Raw genomic sequence first — 17472 nt, forward strand, 5'->3', positions numbered from 1 at the left:
CTATCCGTACCAATACATATCCTGCTATTTGTTCACTCCTCTACCCAAACTCTTGCGTAGCTTAAATAATAATTTCAAAACCAAATAAAACAAAATAAAGTTAACAAAAAAGCCTAATGGATTAAAAGAAATTTCCCATCCGCCATAATAAATGAAATTTTCTGCTGGTATACCAAAGTAAAGAAAATCACTCTTATTTTCTCCAGTTGTAGGGATAAAGGAACAAATAATAGCAAAAACCAAACTTACTACATACAATTTCTTTTTATTTGCATCCATTCTTCTATGTGTTAACACATGAAAAGTTATTGCAAATACTACCCCTAAAAAGAGAACTATTACTCCCATTCGACACCTCCACAATTATTGTTCAAGCATCTTCAAGTGATTGCGTGCCCTATTTATAAATATGAAGCAAAACGTGATAGATTCAGTTGCTAACTAAATTTACAAACTCCCTACTGTAGCGTTCTTAAAAAAATGGAACAAACCAAAGCGGCTTGCTCCATCTTTTTATTTATCGATCAACTGCACCATAAGTAATGCTTTCCCGACAACATTACCTTCATGATGTACTTCTACATCCACCTTACCAAATTTACGTCCAATTTCTAATACTTTCGGATGGACCGATACAACATTGTCAATTTGAACTGGTTTTACGAAATAAATTGTTAAGTTCTCAACAATTAAATCACTCTTCTTTTGCGCACGAATAACGCGATTCGTTGCTTCCGTCACAATCGTTGCGAATACACCGTAAGATAACGTTCCGATTGAATTCGTCATTTGTGGTGTCACTGAAAATTGGTATAAATGTTCATTTTTCGCTTCTTTCGGCGTCATAAATTGATTCGTTACAATATCATCGATTGTTTCCCCAACTTGTGGTTGACGCTGAATCATTTGCAACGCCTGAAGTACATCTTGACGGCTAATAATACCTTGCAGTTTATTTCCTTCATCAACAACAGGAAGTAACTCAATACCTTCCCACACCATCATACGTGCCGCAGCCGCGACAGACATTTTCCCATTTACCGTAATTGGATGTTTTGTCATCACTTTATCAATCGGTGTTTCTTTTGCAACACCGATCATATCTTTTGAAGTTACAATACCTAATACCTTTTTGTTTTCATCAACAATTGGATATCTTCCGTGCATCGTCTCTTCGTTATACGCATGCCATTGCTGCACTGTATCATTCGGCTTTAAATATAAAGTCTCTTCAATTGGCGTTAAAATATCTTCAACGAGTACAATTTCTTTCTTAATAAGCTGATCGTAAATTGCACGGTTAATTAACGTTGCAACTGTAAATGTATCGTAACTACTTGAAATAATCGGCAGTTTTAATTCATCTGCTAATTTCTTCACATGATCTTCCGTATCAAATCCGCCCGTAATCAATACCGCAGCTCCGGCTTCTAACGCTAATTGATGTGCATTCGTACGGTTACCGATAATCAGTAAGTTTCCTGCTTCTGTATAGCGCATCATCGCTTCTAATTTCATTGCCCCGATTACGAATTTATTTAACGTCTTATGTAGTCCTTCTCTGCCCCCAAGTACTTGACCATCGACAATGTTAACGACTTCTGCATATGTCAGTTTTTCAATATTTTCTTTCTTCTTTTGTTCAATTCGAATTGTTCCGACACGTTCAATCGTACTAACATATCCTTTATTTTCTGCATCTTTAATTGCACGGTAAGCTGTCCCTTCACTTACACTCAAATCTTTCGCAATTTGCCTTACAGAAATTTTATGCCCTACTGGCAGGCCATTAATATGTTCTAAAATTTGGTTATGCTTGGTAGCCAAATGGTTTCACCATACTTTCTTTTCCCTAAATTCTTCATGTGTTGTATTTTCAGTATACTATATTTTCAAAACTGTTACACTCTCTCTTTATATATCTGTACTATTTTTTTTATAACAAAATACGCCTTACATTACACCGCTGCTTCCATTACAACAATGTAATGGTATTGTCATCTCGTTCGATAGTTTCTCCAGCCGCTTCCATATACAATTAAGACAAGAAATGAAACAAAGGAGCGGATACATGATGAAAAAATTATTAGAAGTTGTAGGTGCTGTATTTTTAGCTTTCGTAGACGGGAAAAAAGTTGCAATGGAATTGAATGAAACACCTGAACAGCCACTTCCAAAAAGGAAAGAGTCACCAAAACAAGTACAAACTTTAAAAGCTGTCCTACACACGTAAAAACCCTTCACTTGTCTTTTCAAATGAAGGGTTTCTTTTCTATAGTGTAATACTTTCTCCAGCTTCTAATACTTTCCCTGTACAATTTTGTAGCTTTTCTACAAATTGATATGGATCTTGTTCAATTACTGGGAACGTATTGTAATGCATCGGTACAACAGTTTTCGCCTGAACCCATTTTGCTGCTAACACAGCATCTTCTGGTCCCATTGTGAAGTTATCACCAATTGGTAAAAATGCTACATCAATGTTATTTAGTTCCCCAATTAATTTCATATCAGAGAATAGAGCAGTATCTCCTGCATGGTACACAGTTTTCTCTTCTGCTGTAAATAAAATACCTGCTGGCATACCTGTATATGTAATCGTCTTATTTTCTTCATCAATATAACTAGAACCGTGGAATGCTTGTGTAAACTTCACTTTTCCGAAGTCAAATTCATGCGAACCACCAATATGCATCGGATGTGTATTTACACCTTGCCAACTTAAAAATGTCGCTAGTTCAAACGGTGCCACAACAACTGCGTTATTTTTCTTTGCAAGCTCTACTGTATCTCCAACATGATCACCATGTCCATGCGATAAAAGAATCGCATCTACTTTTACATCTTCAGCCTTTAAATCTGTTTTCGGATTGCCCGTTAAAAATGGATCAATTAAAATTACTTTTCCATTCGTTTCAATCTTTACAACTGAATGCCCATGATAAGATACTTTCATTATTACATTCCTCCCCTATTCACATTCTCACTTTTTATTCTACATGATTTTTCAATTCCCTGTCTTTTCTAACATCTATTTACTTGTCATAACGCTTTCCTACGATGTAAAGTTATATTTGTAATTAAATATCTCGGGGGTGCCAATCGATGAATGCTAGATTAGAAAATTTAATGCAATGGCTAAAAGAAAAAAACGTAGAAGCTGCGTTCTTAACTTCTACACCAAACGTTTTCTACATGACAAACTTCCACTGTGAACCACACGAAAGACTTCTTGGTATGTTTGTATTCCAAGAAAAAGAGCCTATTTTAATTTGCCCTAAAATGGAAGAAGGCCAAGCACGTAACGCTGGCTGGGCACATGAGATTATCGGATTTACCGATACTGACAGACCATGGGATATGATTGCAAAAGCAATTAAAGACCGCGGTATCAATGCAAACGCAGTTGCGATTGAAAAAGAACATTTAAACGTAGAACGTTACGAAGAATTAACAAAACTATTCCCAAATGCAGCTTTCAAATCAGCTGAAGAGAAAGTTCGTGAACTTCGTTTAATTAAAGATGAAAAAGAACTTTCTATTTTACGCGAAGCAGCTAAAATGGCGGACTATGCTGTTGAAGTTGGTGTAAATGCAATTAAAGAAGATCGTAGCGAGCTAGAAGTATTAGCAATTATCGAACACGAATTAAAAACAAAAGGCATACATAAAATGTCATTCGATACGATGGTATTAGCAGGTGCAAACTCTGCTCTTCCACACGGTATTCCTGGTGCAAACAAAATGAAACGCGGCGACTTCGTACTATTTGATTTAGGCGTAATCATTGACGGTTACTGCTCTGACATTACACGTACAGTAGCATTCGGTGACATTTCTGAAGAACAAACTCGCATTTACAACACTGTACTTGCTGGACAACTACAAGCAGTTGAAGCATGTAAACCAGGTGTTACACTTGGCGCAATCGATAACGCAGCTCGTTCTGTTATCGCAGATGCAGGTTACGGCGACTTCTTCCCGCACCGCCTTGGTCACGGACTTGGAATTAGCGTCCACGAATATCCAGATGTAAAAGCTGGTAACGAATCTCCATTAAAAGAAGGTATGGTCTTCACAATCGAGCCTGGTATTTACGTACCAAACGTAGGTGGCGTTCGTATTGAAGATGATATTTATATCACAAAAGACGGATCAGAAATTTTAACGAAATTCCCGAAAGAATTACAATTTGTGAAATAAGAAAAAAGGCAGCGTGATTGCTGCCTTTTTCTATTTCTCTACTATTTCAAATTTCTCTACAATCATTTTTACTGGATAACTCTCAAGTGTTTGAGAAGACCATACTTTTATTTTATCCCCTGTTTTTAGTTTATTATATGCATCTTTATCCTTAAAACTCAGGACTATATCTGATGGCTGCTCTTTATCTATTTGTTGTTCTATATAATTTTGTAGCTCTACTTTCGTTTCAAACGTTTTATCACTGACGAAAAATACCGTGTCATTTTTTAATATGACATATCCTTCTTTAAGTACCTTTTTGACGGCTACTCGCTCTACTGGCTTTGTAGTGCACGCTGATAATATGATTAGAAATACACTAAAAAATATATACATGGCAACTCTCATATTCCTATTCATTTTTAACCCCTCACTCTACACTATTTCCGCTTTAAAACCATCTTCTCCTCATACTTATCATCCCATTTAATCACAACCTCTATCGGTTCATCTTTGGATAGGGGTGCACAACTTACACAAGACGACTTCATTTCAATCCTTGCTCCTTTATGAACTTCTGACGTTTGTGTCATCGTACGAAAGGTTTCATTAATAGCAATCTCTAAGTTTTTAAATTCGGTATTTCCATCTCCGCCCTTATACTGAAACGTAAACATTCCATCTTCACTGTCGTCCTTAATATGGCCTTTATATTGCCCCTTCCAACTTTTGCTCTCGCTAGAAAAAGTAACATATGAAATTGAACAACTTCCTAAAAAGAAAATAGTAATAAAAAAGAATAATGCTCTCTTCATCATGCCCCTCCATTCAAAAGCATTTATTTATTGTCTATTTCTTCCTCTTATTATATTATAAAAATACAGAATTTTCTAAAATAGGGGGTTTATATGTTACAACAACAGTTAGAAGAAATTCGTAATAATAATTACATAATGGATAACACAATTAACATTGATTCTTTAAGTTCCAATATGCTTGAGCACATCGGTGTTACCGATAGCTATTTAAGAGACAAACTCATCTACTCTACTTTTTATCATCTCATCAACAAAGACTACATTTCACATACACACTTACAGAAATTATTATTAGAAAGCATTAGTGAAAACTATTTATTTTATAAAATTCATTCAGATGATGAAGATGCTGTATTTACTCGTGCATTTACGACTTTATTACTTGCGCTCATTATTGACGCTGATACAAAACATAATTTCTTATCACAGACTGATATTTCAAATGTAAAAGATCAATTAATTCTATATATGAATAATGAGCATGATTTCCGTGGATATGTGCAAGAACACGGCTGGGCACATAGTATCGCTCATGCTTCCGATACATTTGAAGCGCTTGTTCGTAGTCCTAAACTGGAAACTTTACATTACGAAGAAATATTACAAACTTTATTAAACAAAGTTTGTGTCCATTCGATTTACTACCAATATGAAGAAGACGAGCGTCTCGTTTATCCGATTTTCGCAATGCTACAACGTGGTCTAAAGGAAGAAACACTCATATTAGCCCTTCATGATTTAGTAGCTCAATTACCCTTCCAAAAACAAACATTACATATTCAATCGTACGAGTACCTATACGGAAATATAAAGTCTTTCTTGCGCAGCTTATTCTTCAGACTACGTACACTGTCTATATGTAATGAAACAGAATACGAAATTGAAAAATTGCTACGAGAACTTCCAAAATATTATTAAAAAAGAAGGCCACTCAAAAAGTGCCTTCTTCTATTTCACTAATATTTAATTGAAATTTCACGATCCAAACTGAGAAAAGGTGGACAAGAAGCGCAAACGCCATACATGCTCCGCTTAAAAAAGTTAGTATAGGATGCGAATACACGTGCCCTAATCCATAGGATATCGCCACGAAAAACATAGTTATGTAAATATAAATTGCTCCATGTATTTGCCTCATACAAACCTCCTTTTCCCATATTATAACATAAATTTTCTGATTATTCACATTAATCGTTTGTGATTAATATTTCTCAACTGTTACACCTCTAACAGCCGCCTTAATATATGGTGCCCCTTGTAAACTTTGTAAATCTTCTGTTTTGCCTGTTACGACTACACCGTATATTTGTAAGTCTTTTGGTTCGGTGTTTTTTATTTCTTTATAATATTGTTCAAAATAATCACTTGGTATACCTTCACTATTTTTTGCTAAATACTTCATTTGGTATAGAAACTCTTTTGAGTTTATTGTTAAATCGTTTTTCACATCTTCTTTTACTTTTGCATAACTTCCTTCAAATCCAAAAACATTTTTAGCCATTTCCGCATTTAATATTGCGCCATTTTTAGGATCTTTTAACCCTACATAAGAATCACTTTTCTGTTCATTATATGTATCTACCCAAAACCAAACTGGCTGTACACTTTTCGGAAGCATCTCAGTAATTTGTTCAGCTGTATACGATTTATCAAAAGATAAGGCTACTTCTGCAACTTTATTTTGCAAATCCCCAATATTTTTCAAGTCATCTACATAATTTTTATAAGTAACGAAAGGTAAATAAAACCTCATCTCCCTTTGCATTGTTTGCACATTATAATCTGGTATCGTAACAGCCTCTTCACCTCTTTTTTCCTCATCTAAACTAACAAGCTCACCATTGTAGTGTTTCATACTATAATCCCATATACCAGATTCGTATATATCATTTACCCATTTCACTGGTTGACCAGCTATATTTTTGTAAGAGTTATATATTACTGTACTTCCTGTCATACCAAGGCTTAAATACATACTTCCGCTGAAACGGATATTAGGCCCTTGAACCATATGTAGTGCATTCATTTCTCTTTCCATTTTTCTAAACGTTTGCTGAGAAAAGTAAGCTGCTCCCAAAAACAAACTTACTATAACAATAATGGACGCACAAATAGAAATAAGCCAATTTCTCCAAAGTTGCTTCCGCTTCGCTCTCTTCATCAAAACTTTCATCTGCTTATCATCCATATTCAAATCAAAGTCCTTCCGACTCATCGTTTCTCCTCCTATACAATTTTTTAAATTGATTTCTTGCACGGTACAAACTTGTTTTCACTGTTTCTTCTTTCATACTTAATAAAATGGCAATTTCCTTATAAGATAGTTCATATTCATATTTCAACAGTAAAATATGACGATAATCCTCCGTCATCGTCTCCAATGTTTCTTGTACCTCACCTTGTAATTCACTTGTTAAAAGCACTTCATCTAACGACTTTTGACCAATAAGAACAACAGATTCAATCGCTATAGGATTTAGTCTTTTTTCTTTCCGGTGTAAATCTCGGTGCTGATTGATCGCAACTCTAAAGAGCCACGGTGTTAAATGCTCTAGCGGTATTTCCTCCATAAGTAATAAAGCTTTGTACAACGTATCTTGCACAATATCCTCTGCTTCTTTTCTATCTGCTCCAATCTTAATTAAATATCCAAACACAGCTTTTGACTTCTCTATTAATAATGTTTCAAACGTATCATGGCTCATCCTGCTCTCCTTTCTATATACTCAACGTTTGAGAGCGTAAAATGTATACAGCTTTTCTATAATTTTTTTCAAAATAAAAAAGCACACCTATTTTGATGTGCTTCTCTCCAACATACTATTCTATTATTTCATCGCTTCCTTCACAACATCTTGAATCATAACGACTTCTGTTTTCATATCAACAGACGGTACTTCCTCATCGATACATTCATACCAAAATTCCAAATGCTTTTTATCAATTTCATGATGAGAATTTTCGACAGGAGCTCCATCTTCTCCTTGCACAGAATACCAATATAAGTACTCTTCTTCATTTCTTATTTCCCGGAAAATTGTCTCAACGTACATCTTTTCGTCGTTTAATGTCAAAAGTACTTCTTTCATATTGTCATTCAGAAGCTGCATCCATTCATCTACACGATGACTTTTACCAGGCTTCACTTTAAATCTCGTTAATTCTACATTCATTTTTATTCCCCCGTTTTCTTACGTACAAACAATCTATATTCTATTGGATTATGAAAACTTAATTTACTAGCTAATTGTTGCGAAGGAATATTGTCTACATAACAATCCCAGCACGGTGTAATATCATTTTGCATGCAATGTTCAATAAACCGTGTTGCAACAGCTTGAGCTAATCCTTTCCCTTGATATGCTTTATGCGTCGCAATATCAATTTCAGCAAATCCATTCCCATTAAATATCGAAACACATTCAGCTACAATTATCCCATCTTGTTCTATACAAAATCCGAAACCACTGTTCAAAAATAGCTCTTTTGACCCCCAATATTCTTTATAGTACTCCTCTGTAAATTCATTGCTTCGTTCTATATCACTTTTATCAATACGCTTCACTTCATATGTATTTTTGTTTGCATCTCGTTTTCTCTCTTCAAAGATTTCTCTTTGGAATTTCATTCGTGGCATATTCCGAAGTACATTACTAAAACGCCCTTCAATCATCATTTCCCACTCTTCACTTGAAGCGAAGAGTGTAAATCTCTTCTCTGTTTTTTCAATAGCCATTTTTAAATACGCAAATAAACCTTCGTTATAATTGTGATCATCCGTATCACCAAATAAATAATAGATACCGTTAGCTGTACGAATTAATCCTGCTGTTAATTTCTCGTTTGTAAAAACCTCACCATCTATCATTTGATCACATACCGCATAAGCAAACGTCGTCGTTCTTGTATGACTTTCTAAAATCGGAAGGATTTTTCTATACTCATCTACAGATAATTTTTTCATAATTGCTCCACCTTAATCGTATCCGCCTCTATATTTTCAAAACAAAGATTTACCGTTCTCTTTAATGCTCTCGTTCTATGAATCGTACAAGCCGGAATTAAGATAGAATCATTCTGCTTTAAAACCACTGTTTCTCCATCTTCAAAATCAATAAGCAATTCTCCCTCTAATACAATGAATAATTCGTCGGAGTTAGAGTGATAGTGCCAATCATATTCACCAGTAAACACAGCGATTCGTAAGCAATGACTATTTACATTTGAAACGACGAAGTTTTTATGCTGATCTTGAATGTCCTTTGTTAATTCTATTAAGTTCACAGTTTCCATCTTTCGTCTCATCCTTTCATTAGTCGTTCTCCTGAAAAACTAGCTTAGTCTCCTCCACCATCACTTGATGAACTTGAAGCATATGAAGATTTTTTGCTCATTTTTCTTTGCTTATCTTTCTTACTTTCATGACTAGGCCATACTGTAGCAAAGAGTATAACGAATAAGGCTAATTCTATTATGACAAGTGTAAATTCTAAAATACTCTCAATAATATTAGGAGTTATCTCAAAACTGTAAAACACTCCAAATGAATACATACACAAAATTACATACAGAGCCATACAAATATACCGAAATGTTTTTTCTATTATAAGGACTACTTTTTGTGAAAAAGGTATGTTCTGTTCCTGTTTTTTCTTTATGTACTTTTGTCTTTTAGCTTGCTTTTGCTTCCTCTTTTTGCTCCCCACCGAATCTCCTCTTTTTTTATTATATAATTCTAAATTATCATAATGAAAATCGATTAACATCAATAAATACCCATTTTTACATGTTATTACCTATAAAAAAGACCCTCCCCATAAAAAGGAAGGTCTCGCATATATCTCTATTATGATAAAGCAGGAGCTTTTTCAAGTAGCTCTTTTGCATCAGCGTATTGTAAGCCGTGAGCTTCTGCAACTGCTTCGAATGTTACATATCCATCTAATGTGTTAATACCTTTTAATAATGCAGTATTACCTAAGCAAGCATCTTTATAGCCTTTGTTCGCAATTTGCACTGCATATGGTACTGTTACGTTTGTTAATGCAAGAGTTGATGTACGTGGAACCGCACCTGGCATATTAGCAACTGCATAATGAACAACGCCATGTTTTTCGTAAGTTGGGTTGTCATGAGTTGTAATACGGTCAGTTGTTTCGAAAATACCACCTTGGTCAATCGCGATATCTACAACGACAGAACCTGGTTCCATAGATTGAATCATTTCTTCTGTTACAAGTTTTGGCGCTTTTGCACCTGGAATTAATACTGCACCAATGACAAGGTCAGATTCTTTTACAGCTTCTGCAATGTTGTATGGATTAGACATTAACGTTTTTACTTGGTTACCGAAAATATCATCTAGTTGACGAAGACGTTCTGCACTTAAGTCGATGATTGTTACATCTGCACCTAAACCTACTGCAATCTTCGCTGCGTTTGTACCAGCTTGACCACCGCCGATAATTGTTACTTTGCCGCGTTTCACCCCTGGAACGCCTGCAAGTAAAATACCTTTACCGCCTTTATTTTTCTCAAGGAATTGTGCACCGATTTGTGCAGACATACGACCAGCTACTTCACTCATGGGTGCAAGTAATGGTAGTGAACGGTTTTCTAATTGTACTGTTTCATATGCAATTGATACAACTTTGTTATCAATTAATGCTTTCGTTAATTCTGGTTCTGGAGCTAAGTGTAAGTATGTGAATAAAATTAAACCTTCGTGGAAATAACCATATTCACTTGCAACTGGCTCTTTTACCTTCATAACCATATCTTGATTCCATGCTTCTTCAGCAGTTTCAACAAGTTTCGCACCAGCTTGTACGTATTCTTCGTCTGTAAAGCCTGATCCTATACCTGCTCCTTTTTGAACAAAAACTTCATGACCATTTTGCACTAAATGTACAGCTCCCGCTGGCGTCATTGCCACGCGGTTTTCATTGTTTTTAATTTCTGTTGGAATACCGATACGCATTATGAGTTCCCCCTTGAGTTATGAAATGACCCCTGAATCATTTTTTAAAGCGCTTTCTATGCTCTTATATTTTAACATAATATCTCAATATTTGACAAAAAATAATACAAGTTTTCCGATAGATTTAATCTTACATGAAAGGACAGTAGTATCCGCGCCTCTCAGCATAAAAGATAAACTGTCCAATTATTCGAAACTTCACTTTATTTGCTCTATCGATGTCTATGAATGACATCTACTGCACCAGTTACTTCAATAATTGTACCGGTAATCATATCGGAATCATCCTCACATAAAAACGAAATCGTTCTTGCGATATCTTCACCTGTTCCAGATCTACCAATTGGTGTGTTACGTTCTTTCAACTGACGTGCTTCTTGAATTGTCGCTTCTTTCATTTCACCAATAATATCACCAGGACATACCATGTTTGCAGTAATACTATATTCAGCTTCTTCATAAGCAACTGTTTTCGTTAATGAAACAAGTCCTACTTTCGCTGCTGCAAAAGCTGAACGATAAATCCATCCCGGCGCGCTATCTGCCCCTTGGAATCCGTAATTAATAATACGGCCAAAGTTCTGTTTTCTCATAACCGGAACGACAAGTTTCAACAAATGAAACACCGCTGTTAAATTACCCTGAATCATTTCATTCCATTCGTCTTCTTCATAATCGACTAACTTTTTTCGTTCAAATACATATGGACCAGCATTATTAATTAAAAAGTCAATTTTGCCAAAACGGCTTATCGCTTCTTCTACTATTTTATGTAAATCTTCCTTTTTCGTGACATCCGCTTGCACGAATTGTAGACGCTCTTCCATATTTTTATATGTTTCTTTCATCGTTTCCATAGCCGCTATATCGCTATGATATGTTACTGTTACTGAATATCCTTTAGCCAGTAACTTTTCTGTTACTTGCTTTCCTAAACCTTTCGTACCGGCTGTAATGAGCGCATGTCTCACAAAAAACTGCCTCCTTTTAAATTGCCATAGTTCATATGTAACAAGTTCTCACACCAATTACAACTAAAATGAATTAAAATGAAGTTTTCAAAATTCTGTAACGTTTCCGACAAGCACATTACCAAAATTTGTTTTATAATAAAGTTGTAAACAGTAATAAAAATGATTGGGAGGAATTTACTATGAATAATACATATACAAATATTTTAATCGCTGTGGATGGTTCTAAAGAAGCAGAAAAAGCCTTTAAAAAAGCAATTCAAGTCGCAAAACGCAACAATGCAACATTAACAATTGCTCATATCGTTGATGTAAAAGCATACTCAGCAGTAGAAGCTTATAGCCGTGCAATTGCTGAACGTGCCAATCTATTTGCAGAAGACTTATTAGAAGACTACAAAAAAACTGCGCTTGAAGCTGGCCTTGAAAAAATTGAAACTGTATTAGAATTCGGTAATCCTAAATCTAAAATTTCAAAAGAAATCGCTCCAAACCATAAAGTAGATTTAATTATGTGTGGTGCAACTGGTTTAAATGCTGTTGAGCGTTTCCTAATTGGTAGCGTCTCTGAACATATTATTCGCTATGCGAAATGCGATGTCCTTGTTGTTCGTGGTGATGAGGAGCAAGGTGATCTTTAATTTATAAATAAAACACCAAGTCCACATGGGCTTGGTGTTTTTCATTTAACATATTTCACTATAAATACAAGACAAGCCGCAATAACAACAGTAATTGCTAATACATAAGGCGGAAGAAATTTTAAGGACCAAAGTGCCATCATGATCGTAGCTACCGTTAAATACGATTGCCTTGCATCTTCTGTCATTTTTTTACGAAGCAAGAACACATACAAATAACCGATTGGCGGCGTGATGAAGCAAAGAACATAGATGATCTTGGACTTCAAATACCATTTTTGTTCTCCAAGTTTCTGTATATCTTCTTCTATTCTCTTATGCTCTTGTTCTCTCGCTTCTTCTACGAGTGGATCGTCCTCTTCTTCTCGCTTTTCTTTCATATAAGGAAGAAAGTTCCTGAAGAAATAGTATGCAAATACGAACGCTCCAAATCCAATATTTAATCTTTCTAATGGAATATTCTCATTTAAAAAAGCAGCAACAAGTATTAAAGAAAAACAATACGTTGTCATCCAAAATGAACGTTTTCTCTTTTTCCGTTCCATTTCTTTTTTATCTTGTACATCTTTTCTTTTCGAAAGCCATATCGAAATACAGCAATCTACTACAAATAGAATAAAGATAAATATCCCAACGTGTACTGTTTCTAGATCTTCAAATGAAAAGATATTTGGGAATGCAGCGTGTAATACGATTAGCATGTACAAAATTAACCCTATAAAATAAATACGTCTCATTTTCCATCCCTTTCTTATTTCCTAACATTACATTACCATACATTTTTTAGAAATAGACGGACAAAATATATATGTTTAAAAAGGAGGATGCTACATGGATGATTCTGAACGCATTATTTTAGATGTGAATGGGAAAGAAATCGAAATGTTAGAGACGATTCGTGCACATTTTAAAGAGACACACGGAATGGAACTCAGTAACGGTGCATTACTACGAGATTTAATGGATATTGAATATATTCGAATTACGGAAGATCGACATAAGTATGATTAATCAATACATTTTAAGCCTGGAGCCCATTGCTCTAGGCTTACTTACATTCATACGAAAGATGTTATAATTAGGAAAAAGTGTGGAGGATACAAAAATATGAAATCTGAAACTATCTCAAAACATTTTCATACATTACATGAACAAAGAAACGCGTTCCTTCCTCATCTCCATTCATTATCACAAGAACAACTATGGTATAGGAAAAAGGACAAAAAATGGTCTACTGGTGAACACTTTTATCACTTATATTTAATTGCAAGGATGCTCAAAGTAGCAATTAAATTCTCTCTCACTCTTATCCCTTATGCAAAACTAAGAAAAAATACCCCATTTGCAACTGACATACATGACATTTATGCTGAATATAAAGAAAAGCATGGTAAAGGAATGAAAGCACCTTGGATTTTAATCCCCTCAAAAAAAGTCTATCACTCTATGAATGTAACTGAATTAGAAGAATTACTTGCACGTGAAACAGATAAAATAAAAAAGCTAGTTCAAAATATAGAAGAAAGTATTGCAGGACATATCATATTTTTCGATCCAATTGCTCACTATCCTAACCTGATTCAATCTATTCAACTATTAGCGATACATGAAAAACATCATTTTATGATTATGAAATGCTCGACGCCTCTCTAAAAATACAAAAGACTGCTAATATTACCTATTAGCAGTCTCTCGTATCTATTTAAGTTCTTGATGCTTTCCGCCCATACCACCTGGCTCATTGCTATCTTGGTGTACAGTTAATTTATTTGTTTTAGCATCTTTCAAAACTCTATATGTATATGATTCATTTGGTTCATCTTTAAATTGGACATTCATACCGTATGAACCGATTTTGCTATAAAATGCCGGTTTTATGTATGAAATATCACTTTCTTTATATCCTTTCTCTTGCAAATGCCACATCGTTGCGATAATCGCTTCTTCTCTCTTCTCTTTTTCACCAACAAACATATATTTGTCCAAAAGAAATACTTTAACATTTGCAACTAAGCTAATTAACAGTAACACGATAAATACTATTTTTTTCATAGACTTCCCCTAAATTGTTATTTTTTACTATATTGTAACTTAAATACTAGTAAAAAATAAAGTACGCCATACTTTAACAGATTGGCGTACTTCCCAACTCAATTCCTAATAACTTCTTTCGTTAATCCTTTCGCCTTCTCCAAAGCTTTTTCAATTTGCTCAAACCCTGTTCCACCAGCACTATTACGACGTTTCACAGCTGCATATGGTGAAAGAACTTCATACAAATCTTCTTCAAATAACGAACTCATCTCTTTATACGTTTCAAGTGGTACATCTACTAAATAAATTCCTTTTTGTGTGCAGTGTAGCACTAGCTTCCCAACAATTTCATGAGCTTGACGGAATGGTAGTCCTTTACTTGCTAAGTAGTCAGCAATTTCTGTTGCATTAGAGAAATCTTGGGTTACAGCTTGCCCCATCTTTTCTTTGTTTATAGTCATCGTCTCTAACATGCCGGCCATAATATGAAGACAGCCCTCTACTGTTTTTACTGTATCAAACATTCCTTCTTTATCTTCTTGCAAGTCTTTATTGTACGCGAGCGGTAATCCTTTCATGACTGTAAGTAAACTAAATAAATTACCGTACACTCTGCCTGTTTTACCGCGGATTAGTTCCGCCATATCTGGATTTTTCTTTTGCGGCATAATGCTGCTTCCCGTTGCGTATTGATCGCTCATTTCAATAAATTGAAACTCTTGGCTACTCCATAAAATAAGTTCTTCGCAAAAGCGTGATAAGTGCATCATGAGCATAGATGAGTTACTTAGGAACTCCAGTATGAAATCACGATCACTTACTGCATCTAAACTATTTTCATAGATTCCATTAAATCCAAGAAGCTCCGCACTATATTCTCGGTCAATCGGGAATGTTGTCCCAGCTAACGCTCCTGCTCCTAATGGTGACATGTTAATGCGCTTTAATGTATCTTCATAACGATTTACATCACGCTCTAACATCCAAAAATAAGCGAGAATATGATGCGCAAATGAAATTGGCTGCGCACGCTGCAAATGCGTATAACCAGGCATAATGGTTTCAATATTATTTTCTGCTTGATGAACAAGAACCGTTTGCAATTGTTTTGTAGCTTTAATAATATGTTCTACTTTTTCTTTTAAATATAAATGCATATCAGTCGCTACTTGATCATTACGGCTTCGGCCTGTATGAAGTTTCCCTCCTACTTCGCCAATTTGTTCAATTAACATTTTTTCGATGTTTAAGTGAATATCTTCTGCTTCTACTGAGAATTGAAGCTTATTCACTTTTGCTTCTTTTAATAAATACTGAAGCCCTATCTTTATTTTCTCAGCTTCTTCTTTCGTAACGATACCTTGCTTTGCTAGCATCGTTACATGTGCAATACTCCCTTTTATATCTTGATTTACTAATTGTTGATCGAAGGAGATGGACGCTCCGAACTCCTCAACCCATGCTTCCGCTTCTTCTGTAAAACGTCCGCCCCAAAGTTTGCTCACGCTTCCACCTTCTTTTGATTCACTTGGCTGTATACTTTCGTTGGTAAACCAAATAATGAAATGAATCCAACCGCTGCATCATGATTGAATTCATCCTGGGCAGTATATGTTGCTAGCTTTTCATCGTATAGAGAATACTCAGATTTACGTCCTTCTACAATCGCATGGCCTTTAAATAATTTCACACGCACTGTACCCGTAACGTTCTTTTGCGTTTCTTGTAAGAATGCGTTAAGCGCTTGTTTTAAAGGTGAGAACCATAAACCGTTATAAATAAGTTCTGTTATTTTCTGCTCAATCATCGGTTTAAAATGCGCTACTTCTTTTACGAGTGTTAAATCTTCAAGTTCCTTATGCGCCGTAATTAATGTCATCGCTGCTGGGCATTCGTATACTTCACGCGATTTAATACCAACAAGGCGATTTTCTACGTGATCGATACGTCCAACGCCATGTTTTCCAGCAAGTGCGTTTAACGTTTTAATAAGTTCTGAAAGTGGATATGCAGTGCCATTTAAAGTAGTTGGTACGCCTGCTTCAAAACCGATTTCTACAAATTCTGGTTTATTCGGTGTATCTTCTAATGCTAATGTCATCTCATATGCATCTTCTGGCGGTGCTGCCCATGGATCTTCTAAAATGCCACATTCATTACTACGTCCCCATAAATTTTGATCGATTGAAAATGGGCTATCTAAATTAATCGGAATTGGGACATCGTTTTCTTTTGCATAAGCAATTTCTTCTTCACGTGACCATTTCCATTCACGTACAGGCGCAATCACTTCTAAGTAAGGATTTAACGCTTGAATAGAAACTTCAAAACGAACTTGATCATTTCCTTTCCCTGTACATCCATGTGCAACTGCAGTCGCCCCTTCTTGTTCTGCAATTTCTACTAATTTCTTCGCGATAAGCGGACGAGATAACGCAGAAACGAGAGGATATTTCCCTTCGTATAACGTGTGCGCTTGCATCGCCATCAATGCATATTCATTTGCAAATTCTTCTTGAACATCAATCATATATGATTTAATTGCACCTACTGAAAGTGCCTTTTCTTTTACAAATGCTAAGTCTTTACCTTCCCCTAAGTCTAAACAAAGCGCGATAATATCATAATTCTTCTCTTGTAACCATTTAATTGCAACGGAAGTATCAAGACCTCCGGAATATGCTAATACCACTTTTTTCTTCTCCATTTTGCATCCCCCTAAAGAATAAATATTCATTTTCTTTTATAATAATTCACACTTTAACACCTTTCACAAAATGTATCAAGAGTCATTTTCAAATTTTTTCAAACAATTTCGTCGAACTTCTTTCTGTTTTTATGTA

The 17472-nt window shown here is 35.3% G+C and carries 24 protein-coding genes; 6 read left to right on the forward strand and 18 right to left on the reverse strand.

Translation table 11 applies throughout. The annotated features are described in order from the left end of the window. Positions 1-24 precede the first annotated feature (24 nt). On the reverse strand, positions 25-348 hold the full coding sequence (locus ACTFOB_RS05895) for a hypothetical protein (RefSeq protein WP_440024986.1): 324 nt from the start codon (positions 346-348) through the stop codon (positions 25-27). A 165-nt stretch (positions 349-513) separates the two neighbouring features. Further along, the gene (locus tag ACTFOB_RS05900) at positions 514-1827 is read right to left on the reverse strand and encodes a CBS domain-containing protein (RefSeq protein ID WP_000201565.1); all 1314 of its coding nucleotides are present in this window, start codon (positions 1825-1827) and stop codon (positions 514-516) included. Between the two features lie 244 nt (positions 1828-2071). On the opposite strand from ACTFOB_RS05900, the gene ACTFOB_RS05905 reads away from it, so the two are divergent. Then, complete coding sequence (locus ACTFOB_RS05905) at positions 2072-2233, forward strand: hypothetical protein (protein ID WP_000976299.1); 162 nt, start codon at positions 2072-2074, stop codon at positions 2231-2233. A gap of 39 nt (positions 2234-2272) precedes the next feature. On the opposite strand, the gene ACTFOB_RS05910 is transcribed toward ACTFOB_RS05905, so the two are convergent. Continuing rightward, a complete protein-coding gene (locus tag ACTFOB_RS05910; RefSeq protein ID WP_212955785.1) occupies positions 2273-2956 on the reverse strand; it encodes a metal-dependent hydrolase in 684 nt (227 codons plus the stop codon). A gap of 149 nt (positions 2957-3105) precedes the next feature. Here ACTFOB_RS05910 and pepQ point away from each other — a divergent pair, with 149 nt between their 5' ends. Next, positions 3106-4203 carry a Xaa-Pro dipeptidase gene (gene pepQ, locus ACTFOB_RS05915; protein WP_048531663.1) on the forward strand — a complete coding sequence of 366 codons (1098 nt, stop codon included), beginning with the start codon at positions 3106-3108 and terminating at the stop codon, positions 4201-4203. Between the two features lie 30 nt (positions 4204-4233). Here pepQ and ACTFOB_RS05920 read toward each other — a convergent pair whose 3' ends face one another. Together ACTFOB_RS05920 and ACTFOB_RS05925 are read right to left on the reverse strand one after the other, a co-directional pair. Beyond that, positions 4234-4605, reverse strand: a complete 372-nt coding sequence (locus ACTFOB_RS05920; RefSeq protein ID WP_440024989.1) for a DUF3221 domain-containing protein — start codon at positions 4603-4605, stop codon at positions 4234-4236. A 20-nt stretch (positions 4606-4625) separates the two neighbouring features. After that, positions 4626-5000: a hypothetical protein gene (locus ACTFOB_RS05925; RefSeq protein WP_440024991.1), complete on the reverse strand. Its 375-nt coding sequence runs from the start codon at positions 4998-5000 to the stop codon at positions 4626-4628. 93 nt (positions 5001-5093) lie between these two features. Between ACTFOB_RS05925 and ACTFOB_RS05930 the strand changes: the two genes are divergently transcribed. Beyond that, a complete protein-coding gene (locus ACTFOB_RS05930; RefSeq protein WP_440024993.1) occupies positions 5094-5921 on the forward strand; it encodes a DUF2785 domain-containing protein in 828 nt (275 codons plus the stop codon). Positions 5922-5934: 13 nt separating this feature from the next. On the opposite strand, the gene ACTFOB_RS05935 is transcribed toward ACTFOB_RS05930, so the two are convergent. From ACTFOB_RS05935 to ACTFOB_RS05975, 9 genes are all read right to left on the reverse strand, one after another. Then, complete coding sequence (locus tag ACTFOB_RS05935; RefSeq protein WP_001248905.1) at positions 5935-6141, reverse strand: hypothetical protein; 207 nt, start codon at positions 6139-6141, stop codon at positions 5935-5937. 63 nt (positions 6142-6204) lie between these two features. Further along, complete coding sequence (locus ACTFOB_RS05940; protein ID WP_166688951.1) at positions 6205-7218, reverse strand: anti sigma factor C-terminal domain-containing protein; 1014 nt, start codon at positions 7216-7218, stop codon at positions 6205-6207. Continuing rightward, positions 7199-7708 carry an RNA polymerase sigma factor gene (locus tag ACTFOB_RS05945; RefSeq protein WP_048531674.1) on the reverse strand — a complete coding sequence of 170 codons (510 nt, stop codon included), beginning with the start codon at positions 7706-7708 and terminating at the stop codon, positions 7199-7201. Before ACTFOB_RS05945 ends, ACTFOB_RS05940 begins: the two co-directional genes overlap by 20 nt. Positions 7709-7831: 123 nt before the next feature. Continuing rightward, a complete protein-coding gene (locus tag ACTFOB_RS05950) occupies positions 7832-8176 on the reverse strand; it encodes a DUF6176 family protein (RefSeq protein ID WP_440024996.1) in 345 nt (114 codons plus the stop codon). 2 nt (positions 8177-8178) lie between these two features. After that, on the reverse strand, positions 8179-8967 hold the full coding sequence (locus ACTFOB_RS05955) for a GNAT family N-acetyltransferase (protein WP_440024998.1): 789 nt from the start codon (positions 8965-8967) through the stop codon (positions 8179-8181). Then, positions 8964-9296, reverse strand: a complete 333-nt coding sequence (locus ACTFOB_RS05960) for a cupin domain-containing protein (RefSeq protein ID WP_440025000.1) — start codon at positions 9294-9296, stop codon at positions 8964-8966. The genes ACTFOB_RS05955 and ACTFOB_RS05960 overlap by 4 nt, the downstream gene beginning before the upstream one ends. Positions 9297-9340: 44 nt before the next feature. Continuing rightward, positions 9341-9709: a hypothetical protein gene (locus ACTFOB_RS05965; protein ID WP_440025101.1), complete on the reverse strand. Its 369-nt coding sequence runs from the start codon at positions 9707-9709 to the stop codon at positions 9341-9343. Between the two features lie 140 nt (positions 9710-9849). Next, a complete protein-coding gene (ald, locus tag ACTFOB_RS05970) occupies positions 9850-10983 on the reverse strand; it encodes an alanine dehydrogenase (RefSeq protein WP_087957172.1) in 1134 nt (377 codons plus the stop codon). Between the two features lie 212 nt (positions 10984-11195). Beyond that, complete coding sequence (locus ACTFOB_RS05975) at positions 11196-11954, reverse strand: SDR family oxidoreductase (protein ID WP_440025003.1); 759 nt, start codon at positions 11952-11954, stop codon at positions 11196-11198. A gap of 182 nt (positions 11955-12136) precedes the next feature. Here ACTFOB_RS05975 and ACTFOB_RS05980 point away from each other — a divergent pair, with 182 nt between their 5' ends. Then, positions 12137-12595 carry a universal stress protein gene (locus tag ACTFOB_RS05980; RefSeq protein WP_001066672.1) on the forward strand — a complete coding sequence of 153 codons (459 nt, stop codon included), beginning with the start codon at positions 12137-12139 and terminating at the stop codon, positions 12593-12595. Positions 12596-12636: 41 nt separating this feature from the next. Here ACTFOB_RS05980 and ACTFOB_RS05985 read toward each other — a convergent pair whose 3' ends face one another. Next, on the reverse strand, positions 12637-13332 hold the full coding sequence (locus tag ACTFOB_RS05985; protein ID WP_440025005.1) for a hypothetical protein: 696 nt from the start codon (positions 13330-13332) through the stop codon (positions 12637-12639). Between the two features lie 94 nt (positions 13333-13426). On the opposite strand from ACTFOB_RS05985, the gene ACTFOB_RS05990 reads away from it, so the two are divergent. Both ACTFOB_RS05990 and ACTFOB_RS05995 read left to right on the forward strand, forming a co-directional pair. Next, complete coding sequence (locus tag ACTFOB_RS05990; RefSeq protein ID WP_440025007.1) at positions 13427-13606, forward strand: ProA domain protein; 180 nt, start codon at positions 13427-13429, stop codon at positions 13604-13606. Positions 13607-13702: 96 nt separating this feature from the next. Next, positions 13703-14248: a DinB family protein gene (locus ACTFOB_RS05995; RefSeq protein ID WP_440025009.1), complete on the forward strand. Its 546-nt coding sequence runs from the start codon at positions 13703-13705 to the stop codon at positions 14246-14248. A 45-nt stretch (positions 14249-14293) separates the two neighbouring features. On the opposite strand, the gene ACTFOB_RS06000 is transcribed toward ACTFOB_RS05995, so the two are convergent. The 3 genes from ACTFOB_RS06000 to ACTFOB_RS06010 all read right to left on the reverse strand — a co-directional run bounded on the left by ACTFOB_RS06000 (position 14294) and on the right by ACTFOB_RS06010 (position 17336). Next, positions 14294-14647 carry a DUF3139 domain-containing protein gene (locus ACTFOB_RS06000; protein ID WP_440025010.1) on the reverse strand — a complete coding sequence of 118 codons (354 nt, stop codon included), beginning with the start codon at positions 14645-14647 and terminating at the stop codon, positions 14294-14296. A gap of 98 nt (positions 14648-14745) precedes the next feature. Beyond that, positions 14746-16134, reverse strand: coding sequence for an argininosuccinate lyase (argH, locus tag ACTFOB_RS06005; RefSeq protein WP_440025011.1), 1389 nt, complete (start codon positions 16132-16134; stop codon positions 14746-14748). Beyond that, positions 16131-17336, reverse strand: coding sequence for an argininosuccinate synthase (locus ACTFOB_RS06010; protein WP_042512163.1), 1206 nt, complete (start codon positions 17334-17336; stop codon positions 16131-16133). Before ACTFOB_RS06010 ends, argH begins: the two co-directional genes overlap by 4 nt. Between the last annotated feature and the right edge of the window lie 136 nt (positions 17337-17472).

Source organism: Bacillus cereus group sp. MYBK79-1 (assembly GCF_051915365.1).
Lineage (GTDB): Bacteria > Bacillota > Bacilli > Bacillales > Bacillaceae_G > Bacillus_A.